The 14,338-nt window shown below is 70.8% G+C and carries 13 protein-coding genes; 9 read left to right on the top strand and 4 right to left on the bottom strand.

The genetic code is table 11. The annotated features are described in order from the left end of the window. Positions 1-281 precede the first annotated feature (281 nt). The 5 genes from ACIBLC_RS30000 to mscL all read left to right on the top strand — a co-directional run bounded on the left by ACIBLC_RS30000 (position 282) and on the right by mscL (position 4,475). Entirely contained in the window at positions 282-1,553 is a 1,272-nt protein-coding gene (locus ACIBLC_RS30000; protein ID WP_399214431.1) for an MFS transporter, read from the top strand. Between the two features lie 69 nt (positions 1,554-1,622). Further along, on the top strand, positions 1,623-1,937 hold the full coding sequence (locus ACIBLC_RS29995) for an FmdB family zinc ribbon protein (RefSeq protein ID WP_399214430.1): 315 nt from the start codon (positions 1,623-1,625) through the stop codon (positions 1,935-1,937). Positions 1,938-2,083: 146 nt separating this feature from the next. Continuing rightward, positions 2,084-2,962, top strand: coding sequence for an S-methyl-5'-thioadenosine phosphorylase (locus ACIBLC_RS29990; protein WP_399214428.1), 879 nt, complete (start codon positions 2,084-2,086; stop codon positions 2,960-2,962). 307 nt (positions 2,963-3,269) lie between these two features. Further along, positions 3,270-3,854, top strand: a complete 585-nt coding sequence (locus ACIBLC_RS29985) for a hypothetical protein (RefSeq protein ID WP_399214427.1) — start codon at positions 3,270-3,272, stop codon at positions 3,852-3,854. Positions 3,855-3,995: 141 nt separating this feature from the next. Then, positions 3,996-4,475: a large conductance mechanosensitive channel protein MscL gene (gene mscL / locus ACIBLC_RS29980; protein WP_399214425.1), complete on the top strand. Its 480-nt coding sequence runs from the start codon at positions 3,996-3,998 to the stop codon at positions 4,473-4,475. Positions 4,476-4,593: 118 nt separating this feature from the next. Here the strand turns inward: mscL and ACIBLC_RS29975 are convergent, their stop codons facing one another. Next, positions 4,594-4,785 (bottom strand): hypothetical protein, encoded by a 192-nt coding sequence (locus ACIBLC_RS29975; protein WP_399214424.1) that lies wholly within the window; start codon positions 4,783-4,785, stop codon positions 4,594-4,596. A 76-nt stretch (positions 4,786-4,861) separates the two neighbouring features. Here ACIBLC_RS29975 and ACIBLC_RS29970 point away from each other — a divergent pair, with 76 nt between their 5' ends. From ACIBLC_RS29970 to ACIBLC_RS29955, 4 genes are all read left to right on the top strand, one after another. Then, positions 4,862-6,109: a low temperature requirement protein A gene (locus ACIBLC_RS29970; protein WP_399214423.1), complete on the top strand. Its 1,248-nt coding sequence runs from the start codon at positions 4,862-4,864 to the stop codon at positions 6,107-6,109. A gap of 16 nt (positions 6,110-6,125) precedes the next feature. Further along, a complete protein-coding gene (locus ACIBLC_RS29965; protein WP_399214422.1) occupies positions 6,126-7,166 on the top strand; it encodes a P1 family peptidase in 1,041 nt (346 codons plus the stop codon). 192 nt (positions 7,167-7,358) lie between these two features. Then, positions 7,359-8,576, top strand: coding sequence for an Ig-like domain-containing protein (locus tag ACIBLC_RS29960; protein WP_399214421.1), 1,218 nt, complete (start codon positions 7,359-7,361; stop codon positions 8,574-8,576). Between the two features lie 169 nt (positions 8,577-8,745). Beyond that, entirely contained in the window at positions 8,746-9,495 is a 750-nt protein-coding gene (locus ACIBLC_RS29955) for a DUF6227 family protein (RefSeq protein WP_399214420.1), read from the top strand. Positions 9,496-9,772: 277 nt separating this feature from the next. Here ACIBLC_RS29955 and ACIBLC_RS29950 read toward each other — a convergent pair whose 3' ends face one another. From ACIBLC_RS29950 to ACIBLC_RS29940, 3 genes are all read right to left on the bottom strand, one after another. After that, on the bottom strand, positions 9,773-11,917 hold the full coding sequence (locus tag ACIBLC_RS29950; RefSeq protein WP_399214418.1) for a fructose-specific PTS transporter subunit EIIC: 2,145 nt from the start codon (positions 11,915-11,917) through the stop codon (positions 9,773-9,775). 520 nt (positions 11,918-12,437) lie between these two features. Next, the gene (pfkB, locus tag ACIBLC_RS29945; protein ID WP_399214417.1) at positions 12,438-13,391 is read right to left on the bottom strand and encodes a 1-phosphofructokinase; all 954 of its coding nucleotides are present in this window, start codon (positions 13,389-13,391) and stop codon (positions 12,438-12,440) included. Positions 13,392-13,491: 100 nt separating this feature from the next. Then, on the bottom strand, positions 13,492-14,253 hold the full coding sequence (locus tag ACIBLC_RS29940) for a DeoR/GlpR family DNA-binding transcription regulator (protein ID WP_399214416.1): 762 nt from the start codon (positions 14,251-14,253) through the stop codon (positions 13,492-13,494). Between the last annotated feature and the right edge of the window lie 85 nt (positions 14,254-14,338).

The raw sequence follows: 14,338 nt of genomic DNA, 5'->3' as shown, positions 1-14,338 counted from the left end.
CGTACGGGACACCAAGGCGAACCGCACCTTAACGGTGGATATTCATTCACAGGCGAACAGCGCCGTGGTGCTCGCTTTCACAGGCGCTGGGCCGATCATCCCTGTATGATGAAGGCATTCTTTGATCGAACCAACTCTGCCTGACGCAGAGCTGGCGCGACCGTATGGCGGCCGCGGTGCCCTCGCAGTGGGCAGCCGGTATCTACCGCAGTTCCGCGCAAGAGGACAGCTCTCGGCGCCCCCCGCACGGGCGCGCTACCAGGTGGCAGAAAGGCACGGCCGTGGCATCCACGGTCACCTCCCGCCCCGGGTACGGACAGCTGCTGCGCACGCGCGGCGCCTGGACGTTCCTGCTCCCCGGCTTCGCCGCACGCCAGCCGTTCGCGATGCTGACCATCTCCATCGTGCTGCTCGTGCAGCACACCACCGGTTCCTTCGGAGCCGCCGGCGCCGTCGCCGCCGCGACCGGTGTCTCCATGGCCCTGTTCGCGCCCTTCACAGGGCGTCTCGCCGACCGGCTGGGTCAGCGGGCGGTACTGCTCCCCGGCGTACTCGTGCACACCCTGTCAGGCCTCTCCCTGACCGCGCTCGCTCTGTCGGACGCACCCCTGTGGGCGCTTTTCGCCGCCGCCGTGCCGACCGGCGCCTCGGTTCCGCAGATCGGCCCGATGGTGCGTGCCCGGTGGGGCGTGAAGCTCCAGGGTTCGCCCCTGCGGACCACCGCGGCGGCCTTCGAGTCCGTCACCGACGAGCTGACCTTCGTGTTCGGGCCCCTGATGGCGACCGCCCTGTGCACCGCTGTGGACCCGGCCGCGGGCCTGCTGACCGAGGCCGCTCTGACCCTGGTGGGCGGCCTCCTGTTCGCCGCGCAGAAGAGCACACAGCCCTCCGTCACCTCAGTCACCCCTGGCGGACACGCGCGCGTGGAGCACGTTTCCGCGCTGCGTGTCCCCGGGGTGCGCGTTCTGATCGTGGCCTTCCTGGGCATCGGATCCGTCTTCGGCGGCATGCAGGTCTCCCTCGCCGCGTTCAGCGAGTCCATCGGCGAGCCCGGCCTGAACGGCGTCCTGTACGGCGTCTTCGCCGCGGGCAACATGCTCTCCGGGGTCGTCTGCGGTGCCGTCGCCTGGAAGGTGGCCCCGCAGCGGCGCCTCGTCCTCGGGTACGCGGCGCTCGCGCTCACCGCCTCCGGGCTGTGGGCCGCCCACTCCGTGGTCGTGCTCGCCGGAATCGGCCTGCTGGTCGGCATGTGCGTCGCTCCGGCCCTGATAACCGGCTACACGCTGGTCGAGGGCCTGGTGCCCGCCGGCGCCCGCACCGAGGCCTTCACCTGGCTGACGGGCGCCGTCGCGCTCGGCCAGGCGGCGGCCGTCACGGTCTCCGGACAGCTGGAGGACCGCTTCTGGGACGGCGCGGGTTTCGTGGTGCCGATGGCCGGAACGGTACTGGCTCTGATAACCCTTGTGGCTCTGCGATCACGGCTGTCGACGCGGCCCGCGAGCCGCACCGTCGCACGTGGCGTCGGTCACCGAGTGCCGGTGGCGGTGGACTGATCTCGCGGAATACGTCACTATGGACCGTCGTTAGCACTCATTGAGTGAGAGTGCCAGGAGGAAGAGCCAGTGCCGACCTACCAGTACCAGTGCACCGAGTGTGGCGAGGGCCTCGAGGCGGTGCAGAAGTTCACCGACGATGCCCTGACCGAGTGCCCCAACTGCGGTGGCCGCCTGAAGAAGGTGTTCTCGGCCGTCGGCATTGTCTTCAAGGGCTCCGGCTTCTACCGCAATGACAGCCGCGGTTCGTCGTCGAGCACCTCGCCGGCGTCGACGCCCACACCCGCTGCCAAGCCGTCGTCCACACCCTCGACCTCTTCGTCGTCCTCCTCGGACTCGAAGTCGTCCGGAACCGGCTCGTCCAGCAGCAGTTCCGCCGCGTAAGGCTTGTTTCTTACGGGACCCTGTCGTCTTAGGACGGCGGGGTCTTCGGCGTTTTCCGGCCGGGCCAGGGCCTGGCCGACGGTTCCCGTCGTCGCCCGGAGGGCGAGGCGGACGGGAATCGTCGGACAGGCTCTAGGGTGCGGTCCATGGCGAACACGGAGAACGCGCAGAGCCCTGCCGGAGAGCGGGCGGCGGACAGGGCCGAGATCGGGGTCATCGGTGGCTCGGGGTTCTACTCCTTCCTCGACGACGTCACCGAGATCCACGTGGACACCCCCTACGGGCCGCCCAGCGACTCCCTGTTCCTCGGCGAGATCGCCGGGCGGCGGGTCGCCTTCCTCCCCCGGCACGGCCGTGGCCACCATCTGCCGCCGCACCGCATCAACTACCGGGCCAACCTGTGGGCGCTGCGTTCCGTCGGCGCCCGGCAGATCCTCGGTCCCTGCGCGGTGGGCGGTCTGCGGCCGGAGTACGGGCCGGGGACACTGCTCGTGCCTGACCAGTTCGTGGACCGTACGAAGTCGCGGGCGCAGTCGTACTTCGACGGGCTCCCCCTGCCCGACGGCGCGGTGCCGAACGTGGTGCACGTGTCGCTGGCGGACCCGTACTGCCCCGTCGGGCGTAAGGCCGCCCTCGAAGCGGCGCGCGGACGGGACTGGGAGCCGGTCGACGGCGGCACCCTCGTCGTCATAGAGGGACCGCGGTTCTCCACCCGTGCCGAGTCGCTGTGGCACCAGGCGCAGGGCTGGTCCGTGGTGGGCATGACCGGCCACCCCGAGGCGGCACTCGCACGCGAACTGGAGCTCTGCTACACGTCGTTGACCCTCGTCACCGACCTCGACGCCGGAGCCGAGACCGGCGAGGGCGTCTCGCACGACGAGGTGTTGAGGGTGTTCGCCGCGAACGTGGACCGGCTGCGGGGCGTGCTCTTCGACGCGGTCGCGGGACTGCCGGCGGACGGGGCGCGGGACTGCCTGTGCACGAAGGCGCTGGGCGGAATGGATCCGGGGTTCGCGCTGCCGTAGCGGGGAGGGTGGCGGTGCGAGGCGGGTGGGGGCGCGGGGAGCTGGGGGCGCATGGGGCTGGGAGCCGTGTGGTGAGCCGGCGGCCTTGCGGTGAACTGGGGCGTTGCGGTGACCGGTGGCGGGTGCCGTGAGCCGGGGGGCCGGTGCGGTGAGCCGGGGGCCGGTGCCGTGAGCCGGGGGCGGAACTTCCCGTTCGGGTGAGGGAGTTGTCCACAACCCGTCGGTGGTCCACGGGCTCCGGCGGGCTCGGCCGCGAAGCCTCATCGTGGGATCACAAGCCGATCTCTCGTCACAGGTGGTGGTCACCATGGCACAGCACTCTCCCCTCCCCGCCCTCACTCCACTCGCCCCTCCGGTACGGCCGCCGGGCGCGGACGCTCCTCCGACCTGCGAGGTGCCGCACTTCGCTCCGGTCCGTGTACGCGGCGGGCGATACCAACTGCGGCGCCTCACCCGGCACAAGCGGCGGGCCGTGGCCGCGGGGCTGGCGGTCACGGCGGCCGCGCTCATCGCGGCGGGCCCTCGTGACACCGAGCGGGCGCGCGGGCATCCGGGGAACACCGCGAATTCGGCCTCCAACTCCGCGTCTGCCTCTACTTCCGCGGCCACGCCCGTACGCGGGCGGCGTGCGGTCGAGATGGTGACGGCGCCGGTGCGGATCGCCGACGCGGCCACGGTGCGGTTGTTGCGGCCGGGCGACCGGGTCGATGTCATCGCGGCGGACAGCGGCGGCGACGCACAGGTGGTCGCGTCCGGCGTGCGGGTGACGGAGGTGCCGCGGGTCGACGCCGACGAGACCGGGGCACTGGTCGTCCTCTCGGTCCCACGGAACACGGCGGCGCGACTGGCTGGAGCGAGCACGACCTCACGGCTGGCGGTGACGCTGTGCTGAACAAAGCGACGGTCGGTGACTCCACAGGTGACGAATCGGCGTCAAGTCCCCCCTTCGAGCTACCTGATTGGACAGGCCGGGCACACCCTGACGTAGGTTGCGGAGCTGTTTGTTCCACAACTTGTGCAGAGGGGCCCCTCGGTGAGCGAAGAGAAGAAACCCAGTGTCCTGGAGGGCTTCAAGGCCTTTCTGATGCGAGGGAACGTCGTCGACCTGGCAGTCGCGGTGGTCATCGGCGCGGCCTTCACCAGCATCGTCAACTCGGTGGTGAAGGGAGTCATCAACCCGCTGGTGGGCGCGTTCGGCACCAAGGACCTCGACCAGTACAGCTCCTGTCTCCAGTCGCCCTGCAAGTTCGACGAGGCGACGGGCACGGCCACGAGCGGCATCCCGATCATGTGGGGCACGGTCCTCAGCGCCACCCTCACCTTCCTGATCACCGCGGCCGTCGTCTACTTCCTGATGGTCCTGCCCATGTCCAAGTACCTGGCCAGGCAGGCGGCCCGCCAGAAGGCGAAGGAGGACACGAAGGAGGTCATCGAGGTGACCGAACTGGAGCTCCTGAGGGACATCCGCGACGCCTTGGTCGCACAGCGCGGTCCGGGGCAGAACGACAACTAGCGTCGCCAGGACTCTGGGCCGGGCGCGGATCCCGGAGGCGGTGGGGCGAGGCCCGGAAGAAGCGGTGGCCCGGGACTCAGAGGTCGCGGGGCGCGACTCGGAGGTGGTGGGGCGGGGCTCAGAGGTGGTGGGGCGGCTTCTCGTCGAGGAAGCGCTTGAGGTCCGCCGCGCTGTCGCCGTCGCCGCCCGGCCGCTCACCCCACCCATGGTCCGAGTCGTCCGAGGACTGCCGGCTCAGCGGGTCGTCGAAGACCAGCGCGGCGGGCTTGGGGTCGCGTGGTTCGGGGGCGGGGGCGGGGGCGGCACTCATGCCCTCAGGGTACGCCCCACCCTCTTGTGAACGCATTCACAAGAATTGCCGGGGCTTTTCTGCTGTCCTTGGCCGTATGACGTCCCGTCCCAGTTCCAGTTCCAGTTCCGGTCCCGCATCCACATCCGCTCCGACGCCACAGGCCGCCGGCCGAGGGCCGTTGCGCAGAATGACCGCCCGTGGCCGCGACGAGGCACACCGGGTCGCGTCACCGCTGGAGCTCTTCTTCGACCTGTGTTTCGTCGTGGCCATCGCCCAGGCCGGGGTCCAGCTGGTGCACGCCGTGGCCGAGGGGCACGCGGGCGAGGGCATCCTCAACTACGCGATGATCTTCTTCGCCATCTGGTGGGCCTGGATGAACTTCACCTGGTTCGCCTCGGCGTACGACAACGACGACGCGCTCTACCGGATCGTCACCCTGGTACAGATCGCCGGCGTCCTCGTCCTGGCCGCCGGAGTGACCCGGGCGGTCGAGGACCACGACTTCCTGTTCGTCTGGCTCGGCTACGTGATCATGCGGTCCGCGATGATCACACAGTGGCTGCGGGCGGCCCGCTCGGCCACGGGACCCGAGAGAACCATGGCGCTGCGGTACGCGGGCGGCGTGCTGCTGTGCCTGATCGGCTGGCTGGGTCTGCTGGTCCTGCCGGAGTCCGGCCGGCCCTGGGTGTTCCTGGTGATGGCGGTCGCCGAGTTGTGCGTCCCGCTCTTCGCCGAGAAGGACTTCACGACGCCGTGGCATCCGCACCACATCTCCGAGCGGTACGGCCTGTTCACGATCATCGTGCTGGGCGAGACGATCGCCGCGGCCACGGTCGCCGTGAAGTCGGGTGCCGACGAGAACGACGCGCTGGGCGAGCTGCTGCCGATCGCCGCGGGCGGGCTGCTGATCGTCTTCTCCGCCTGGTGGATCTACTTCGTGGTGCCCATCCACGGGCATCTGCGCTCCAGCAGACAGTCGTTCCTCTGGGGCTACGGCCACTACCTGATCTTCGCGTCGGCGGCCGCGATCGGCGCGGGTCTGGAGGTCGTGGTCGAGCAGGCGGTCGGCAAGGCCCACATCTCGACGCTCTCCGCGTCCGCCGCGGTGACACTGCCGACGGCGCTGTATCTCCTCGCCGTGTGGGTGCTGCACGCGCGCTACTTCAAGGTGGGGATCGCCCAGCAGGCGGTCCTGCCGACCGCAGCTCTGTTGGTCATCGTGTGCACGTTCCTGGGTGACTGGGCGGTGCTCGCGGCGGGCATCGTGTCGGCGCTCGCGGTGGCGGTCGGGGTGATGCTGACAGCGCGGACGGTCACGCGGGAGGAGGCGGTGGCCGCGTAACGGGAAGACTGGGGCCATGACAGTTGACGCTCTGACGGATGTCGCGGGTCTGCGGGTGGGGCACGCGACGCGTACCGGCGAAGGTTGGCTCACCGGCACCACGGTCGTACTCGCCCCGCCGGGCGGCGCCACCGCGGCTGTGGACGTGCGGGGTGGCGGGCCGGGTACCAAGGAGACCGACGCGCTCGACCCACGCAACCTGGTGCAGAAGGTCGAGGCGGTCGTACTGACCGGCGGCAGTGCGTACGGGCTGGATTCGGCGTCCGGTGTGATGGCCTGGCTGGAGGAACGCGGGCGCGGGGTGCGGGTGGGCGCCGACCCGGCTCAGGTCGTGCCGGTCGTTCCCGCCGCCTCGGTCTTCGACCTGGGACGCGGCGGCGACTTCCGGGCCCGGCCGGACGCGTCGACGGGCCGCGCGGCGGTCGAGGCGGCCGACGCGAGCGAGCCCGGCGCCCCGGTGCCGGAGGGCTGTGTGGGCGCCGGCACAGGAGCGGTCGCCGGGATGATCAAGGGCGGGATCGGCACCGCGAGCACCATGCTCGACTCGGGGATCACGGTGGCCGCGCTGGTGGTGGTCAACGCGGCAGGGTCGGTGATGCAACCGGAAACGGGGGCGCTGTACGGGGAGTTGCTGCAGGGGCGAACGCCGTATCCGTCGGTCGAGGTGCACGAGGCGGCGCTGCGGAAGCTGGCCGAAGCCACCGCGAAGAACGGCCCTCCACCGCTGCACACCACGCTCGCGGTGGTGGCCACCGACGCCGACATCACGCGGGCACAGGCGCAGAAGCTCGCGGGGACAGCGCACGACGGCATCGCGCGCGCCGTGCGTCCGGTGCACCTGCTGAGCGACGGGGACACGGTGTTCACCCTGGCCACCGGCGCCCGCCCACTCGCCGACGAAAACCCCCTCGCGCTCAACGACATCCTCGCGGCGGGCGCGGACGTGGTGACGCGGGCGATCGTACGAGCGGTGCGGGCGGCGGAGTCGGTGGACGGAGCGGGCGGAGTGTGGCCGTCGTACGGGGAGTTGTACGGGGGGCGTGGGGGGCGGGGGTAGTTCCCGCGGGGATGGGGAGGCGGGGGGCGGGGGCGGGGGGGGGAGCCCCCCACCCGGGGAGATCGGGGGATTGTCCCGGTTCTGTCACGTAACGGTGTTCACCGCGGGCTGAGGGAACCCTCCTCCTCCCCGCTCGCTCTTTCTCGGCGTACTGGAGCGGATGACGCGCATCACGAGAAACTGGAGCAGCCCGTGGCAACGCCGGACATGACAGCGCGGCGCGCACTGGGGGCCTGTGCCGCCCTGATGGTCGGCGCCCTCACCCTCACCGGCTGCGGTGGCAGCGCGAAGGCGGACAGCAAGAGCAGCAAGGGCGGTGGGAGCGGGGCGAGTTCGGCCAACACGTCGACGGCGAAGCTCACGATCTCGGCCAAGGACGGTTCGACGGCCGCGTCCATCAACGCGACCGGCGTGCGGGTCAGCGGCGGCAAGCTCACCGATGTGAGGATGACGGTGTCCGGGACCGGGGCGGCGGTGGCCGGGGCGATATCCGCGGACGGCACGTCCTGGAAGCCCGCGGAGCAGCTGGAGCGTGGCACGAAGTACCAGATATCGGCCGAGGCGAAGGATGCGAGCGGACGCACGGCGGCCGCCAACTCCATTTTCACCACGGTCACTTCCGGCAACAGTTTCATCGGGACGTACACGCCCGACAACGGCACCACGGTCGGGGTCGGGATGCCGGTCTCCTTCAACTTCGACAAGGTGATCAGCGATAAGAAGGCCGTGCGGTCGCACATCACGGTGTCCTCCAGCAGTGGCCAGCGGGTGGAGGGGCACTGGTTCGGGGCGCAGCGGCTCGACTTCCGGCCCGAGGAGTACTGGAAGGCCGGTTCCAAGGTCACGATGAAGATCGATCTGGACGGGGTCGAGGGCGCGAACGGCGTCTACGGGGTGCAGAAGAAGACCGTCACCTTCACGATCGGGCGCTCGCAGGTGTCGACGGTCGACGTCAACACGCAGACCATGACGGTCATGCGGGACGGAACGGTCCTGAAGAAGGTCCCGATCTCGGCCGGCAGCCCGGAGCACACCACGTACAACGGGCAGATGGTGATCTCGGAGAAGTTCGTCCAGACGCGGATGAACGGGTCGACGGTCGGTTATGGCGGGGAGTACGACATCCCGGATGTGCCGCACGCGATGCGGCTGACGAGTTCGGGGACGTTCATCCACGGCAACTACTGGTACAACAAGGGCAATCCGCCTTTCGGTCGGGAGGGCACCAGCCACGGCTGTGTGGGACTCGCCGACGCGCAGGGCGCAAATGCGGACACGAGCGCCAAGTGGTTCTACGACAACTCCCTCATCGGGGATGTCGTGACCGTCAAGAACTCCCCCGACAAGACCGTCGCGCCGGACAACGGGCTCAACGGCTGGAACATGTCGTGGAGTGCGTGGACCGCGTGAAGTGCCTTCTGACGAGGGCTTTTTGACGATCGGACGGGCCGCGCGGGAACTTTCCGGGCGGCCTGCCCGTTTTCCAGGCGTACGTTTTCTCGGTTCGCGGACATGATGTCCGACCGAGGGGCTACGGTATGCACCCACAAGGTGACATGCAGCAACGCCGGGAGAAACCTTGAGCGTTCCGTACGAGACAGCAGCGTACGAACCACCCGAGTCGCCCGAGTCTCCGGAGGAGCATCTCGCGCGACTCCTCGGTCGTGCCCTGAACTCCTTCGAACTGCCGGACGAGACGATACGGCGGCTCGACTGTGCGCTGGCGCACGACAGTTCGCTGCACTCCGCGCACCACAGCGCGGGGCTGCACCGCGAGACATACCGGCACACGTGGCTGCTCGCCGACGGCTCGGCGGTCACGCTGTGGGAGCTCGTGCACAACACGGCGCCCGGTAGCGATCCGCAGCACGAGGTGTACGTCGACGACGAGGAGTTGCTCGCCGCCACGGGCCGGCTGCCGTTACCCGTCGACACACCGGATTTCGAACTGGCGGTACTCGTGCATCTGACGCCGTTTCCCGAGCCGCGGCACGAGTACGTGCCCGATGACTCGGCGGATCACGCGCGGCGGTTGCTGCGCCGGGCGGAGAACCCGGACCGGCCGACGGCCGGGATCGGGAGCCTGCTGATGCGCGAGGCCTTCGCGCACCAGATCACCCAGGCCTTCGGCCGCCCCTGCCGCACGGGCCGGCCAGGGATGTCCTTCTCGCTCTACGAGCACGCGTTCCTGCTGCGTGACGGGCAGGAGATCTCCCTCTGGGAGGTCGAGCACACGGCGACGCCGGACCGGCGGCACATGTGCGAGGTGTACGCCACGGAGGACGCGGCACGCGACGCGATGGAGCGGCGCGCGGCCCGGCTCGCCTGACACGAACCGGCAGCGATCGACTCGGCCGACACCAATCGGCAGCGGTCGACTCGGCCGGCAACGGTCGGCAGGGAACAAAACAGCGGGTGGCGGGCAGCAGTAGCCAGCGCGGCGCATGCTCGGCACGCGCCCCCGTAACGGCCACGGCCCGGGACTTCCGTCCCGGACCGTGACATATCCTGCGGATCTGGCGGATGCGGCGAGCGGTTCGCGGATACCCGGCAGACACCCAAGTGGGCAGGCGGTCGGCGTTCCAGGCAGCCGCCACCGGCTCCGTTCAGGCAGCCGCCACCGGCTCCTTTCGCTCGGTCCTCGCCGATATCGGAGCGCCGGCGGCACCCGCACCCGTGCCCTCCGGGGTCTGCTTGCGCATGCCCTTCAAGATGACGACCAGGGCGGTGGTGACGCAGACGCCCGCGGCGATGGCGACCAGGTAGAGGAACGGGTTGCCGATCAGCGGGACCACGAAGATGCCGCCGTGCGGGGCGCGCAGGGTGGCACCGAAGGCCATCGACAGGGCGCCGGTGACCGCGCCGCCCACCATGGACGACGGGATGACGCGCAGCGGGTCCGCCGCGGCGAACGGGATCGCGCCCTCCGAGATGAAGGAAGCGCCGAGGACCCAGGCGGCCTTGCCGTTCTCGCGCTCGGTCTGGGTGAAGAGCTTGCCGCGGACGGTGGTGGCCAGGGCCATGGCGAGCGGCGGGACCATTCCGGCCGCCATCACCGCGGCCATGATCTTCATCGCCGAGTCGCTGGGGCTCGCCACCGCGATGCCCGCCGTGGCGAAGGTGTAGGCGACCTTGTTGACCGGGCCGCCAAGGTCGAAGCACATCATCAGGCCGAGCAGGGTGCCCAGCAGGATGGCGTTGGTGCCGGTGAGGCCGTTGAGCCAGTCGGTCATGCCCTTCTGCGCGGAGGCGATGGGTTTGCCGATGACCACGAACATCAGGAACCCGACGATCGCCGCGGAGATCAGCGGGATCACCACCACCGGCATGATGCCGCGCAGCGCCTTCGGGATGTTGACCTTCTGGATCGCGATCACCACGGCACCGGCGATGAGACCGGCGGCCAGACCGCCGAGGAAGCCCGCGTTGATGGTGAGGGAGATGGCGCCGCCGACGAATCCGGGGACGAGACCTGGCCGGTCCGCCATGCCGTAGGCGATGTAGCCGGCGAGGACCGGGACGAGGAAGCCGAAGGCCACGCCGCCGATCTGGAAGAACAGCGCACCCCAGCTGTCCGCCTGCAGCCACATGAAGTGGTCCATGACGGACGGTGCCTTGTTGACCTCGTAGCCGCCGATCGCAAAGCCGAGGGCGATCAGCAGACCGCCCGCGGCGACGAACGGCACCATGTAACTCACGCCGCTCATCAGCCATTTGCGGAGCTTGCTGCCGTAGCCCTCGCCGGATTCGCCGCCGCGTTCCACCGGCGTACCGGGCGCGGAGCCCGCGGAGACCTCGCCGCGCCCGGCCTTGCCGCGGACCTCGGAGATCAGCTCGGCGGGGCGGTTGATGCCCGCCTTCACGCCGACGTCGACGGTCGGCTTCCCGGCGAAGCGGTCCTTGTCGCGTACGGGCACGTCGTGCGCGAAGATCACACCGTCCGCCGCCGCGATGACCGCCGGGTCGAGCCGGGTGAAGCCGGCCGAGCCCTGTGTCTCGACGACGAGTTCGACGCCGCTCTCGCGTCCCGCGTTCTCCAGCGACTCGGCCGCCATGTAGGTGTGCGCGATGCCGGTGGGGCAGGAGGTGACGGCGACGATACGGAACGGTCGCTCGCCGGAGGTGTCCGGGCTGTGGGAGGTGTCCGGGCTGTCGGTGGCGCCCGGCGCCGGGGCGGGTCCGTCGTCGACGGTCGCACCCGGTGCCGGGGCCACGCTGTCCGTGGCGGTGCCGGCGGAGGCCGCCGCGTTCGACTCCGCCACGGAGTCATGGGAGGCGGCGGAGTCACCGGAGGCGGCGGCCGCGGCGGGTTCGTCGCCGCGGATGAGCGCGGCCGCTGCCGCCGCGTCGTCCACGGACCGCAGGGCGGTGGTGAACTCGGTGTTCATCAGGTGCCGGGCCAGGGACGACAGGATCGTGAGGTGGGCGTCGTCGGCGCCCGCCGGGGCGGCGATCAGGAAGATCAGGTCGGCTGGTCCGTCCGGTGCGCCGAAGTCGACCCCGGCCGCGCTGCGCCCGAAGGCGAGGGTCGGTTCGGTGACGTGTTCGCTCCGGCAGTGCGGGATGCCGATGCCGCCGTCGAGGCCGGTGGGCATCTGGGCCTCGCGGGCGGCCACGTCGGCGAGGAAGCCGTCGAGGTCGGTCACCCGGCCCAGGGCCACCATGCGTTCGGCGAGGGCTCGGGCCGCCGCTTCCTTCGTATCGGCGGACAGGTCGAGATCGACCAGGTCCGCGGTGATCATCTCGCTCATCGCGGGCTCCTTCGCACGCGTATCGCCCGGGGGAAGTCGTGGGCGGGGGCGGGGGTGAGGGTGAGTACGGGGATGGGGACGGGAGTGGTGACGGGGGTGGGTACGGGAGTGGTGACGGGGGTGAAGCGAGGTGCCGGACGGGTGGCGGAGGCGGGACCGGGCAGGTCCCGCCTCCCCTCGGCGACGGGACCGGGCAAGCCCCGCCGCCGTATGGCCGCGGCGAGGAAGGGGAGACCTCGCCGCTTCAGGGCCGGTTCAGGAGGTTCGGGGGGCCGGGAAGATCCAGAGGGCCCAGGAGGTCCGAGAGGTTCGGGGGACCCGGAAGGACCAGGCGGACCAAGCCGACCAGGCGAATCAGAGGGTTCGGGAGGTCCAGGCGGTTCCGGGCCGCCGGCCCCGAGACCGGCAAGGCAGCCTGCAAGGCGGTCGGCAAGGGCGCGCCCCCGGCCGGATCGAGGACCGGCCGACCGTACGGGCCGCCCGGCACCGCGCCCAGCACAGCGCCCCGCACCACGCCCGGTCATGACACCGGCTCCGTCAGTACGCGATCCGTCGGGATCTGCGAGGTGACCGTCACGGCGGAGGGGTCGAGGTCGGCCGGGCCCGGCATCACGCTGCCGGGGAGTTGGACGGCCGCGGCGCCATGGGCGACGGCGGAGGCCAACGCCTTCGGGCCGCTGCCGCCGGCGATCAGGAACCCGGCGAGTGAGGAGTCACCGGCGCCCACGTTGCTGCGTACGCTGTCCACTCGTGCGCTCGCGAACCAGGCGCCCGCGTCGTCCACGAGCAACTGGCCGTCGGCGCCCAGGCTCGCGAGCACGGCGCGGGCGCCCAGCTCGCGCAACTCCTCGGCCGCCTTGACCGCGTCGCCCACCGTGGCGAGGGGGCGTCCGACGGCTTCCGCGAGTTCCTCGGCGTTCGGCTTCACCACGTCGGGCCGCTCGCGCAGGGCCGCGAGCAGCGCCGGTCCTGAGGTGTCCAGCGCGATCCGGGCGCCCGCGGCGTGTGCCCGGGCGACGAGGTCGGCGTACCAGGAAGGTGCGAGTCCGCGCGGCAGGCTGCCGCAGCAGGTGATCCAGTGGGTTTCGCCGGAGCGGTACTGGGCGCGGACGGTCTCCAGGAGGAGTTCGGCCTCGGTGGCGGAGAGTTCGGGGCCGGGGGCGTTGATCTTCGTCAGGGTGCCGTCGGGTTCGGCGACCGAGATGTTCGAGCGGGTGGCGCCGGCGATCGGGACCGGTGCGACCGATATGCCCTGGGCGTCGAGCAGGTCGGCGACGAGCGCGCCGGGCGCGCCGCCCAGGGGCAGTACGGCGATGGTGCGCTGTCCGGCGGCGGCGACCGCGCGCGAGACGTTCACGCCCTTGCCGCCCGGGTCCATGCGTTCGCCGGTGGCCCGGATGACCTCGCCGCGGTCGAGCGACGGGACCTCGTACGTACGGTCGAGGGAGGGGTTGGGGGTGACGGTGAGGATCATGCGCACTCGTTTCTCAGCACACAGCGGTGGCTTGCCACTTGCCGCTGTTCACAGACGGCGTCTCGGGATGCGGGCGCTCGGCTCACGCCCGCGCGGCGCCCTAGACGCACAGCACTTCGGTGCCGCCGCGTTCGATGGCGACGGCGTTTTCCGGGCTCAGCCCGCGGTCGGTGATCAGCAGGTCCACATCGCTCAGGTCGCCGAAGCGGGCGAAGTGCTCCTGGCCGTGTTTGGAGGAGTCCGCGAGCAGCACGACGCGGCGCGCGGCGCGCATGGTCGCGCGTTTGACGGCGGCCTCGGCGAGGTCGGGGGTGGTGAGTCCGTACGGGACGGAGAAGCCGTTGGCCGCGACGAAGAGGACGTCGGCGCGGATCTCGCTGTAGGCGCGGAGCGCCCAGGCGTCCACGGCGGCGCGCGTACGGTGCCGTACTCGCCCTCCGACGAGGTGGAGTTGGATGCCGGGGTGGTCCGCGAGGCGGGCGGCGATCGGCAGGCTGTGGGTGACGACGGTGAGGGTCGCCTCCAGCGGGACGGCTCCGGCGAGCCGGGCGATGGTCGATCCGGCGTCCAGGATCACCGTGCCGTCGTGCGGGAGTTCGGCGACGGCGGCCTGGGCGACGCGGTCCTTCTCGTCGGCCGCCGTGTACTCGCGCTCGGCGAGGTCGGGCTCGAAGTCCAGGCGCCCGGCCGGTATCGCGCCGCCGTGCACCCGGCGTACGAGACCGGCGCGGTCCAGGGTCTTCAGGTCGCGGCGGATGGTCTCCGCGGTGACCTGGAACTCCTCGGCGAGTGACACCACGTCCACCCGGCCGCCGTCACGGGCGAGCCGGAGGATCTCCTGCTGCCGCTCCGGTGCGTACATGTCCGTTCGCCTCCGACTGATGCCCGAATTTGTGGTTTCAATCGGAGGCTACGCCCGGGTTTCCAGAAAGTAAACAGGTTCGGGC

Origin of the sequence: Streptomyces sp. NPDC050535 (assembly GCF_044457665.1) — a bacterium.
Lineage (GTDB): Bacteria > Actinomycetota > Actinomycetes > Streptomycetales > Streptomycetaceae > Streptomyces.
Note: the sequence above shows the minus strand (reverse complement) of the source record. Positions and strands in the feature narration are given on the sequence as shown.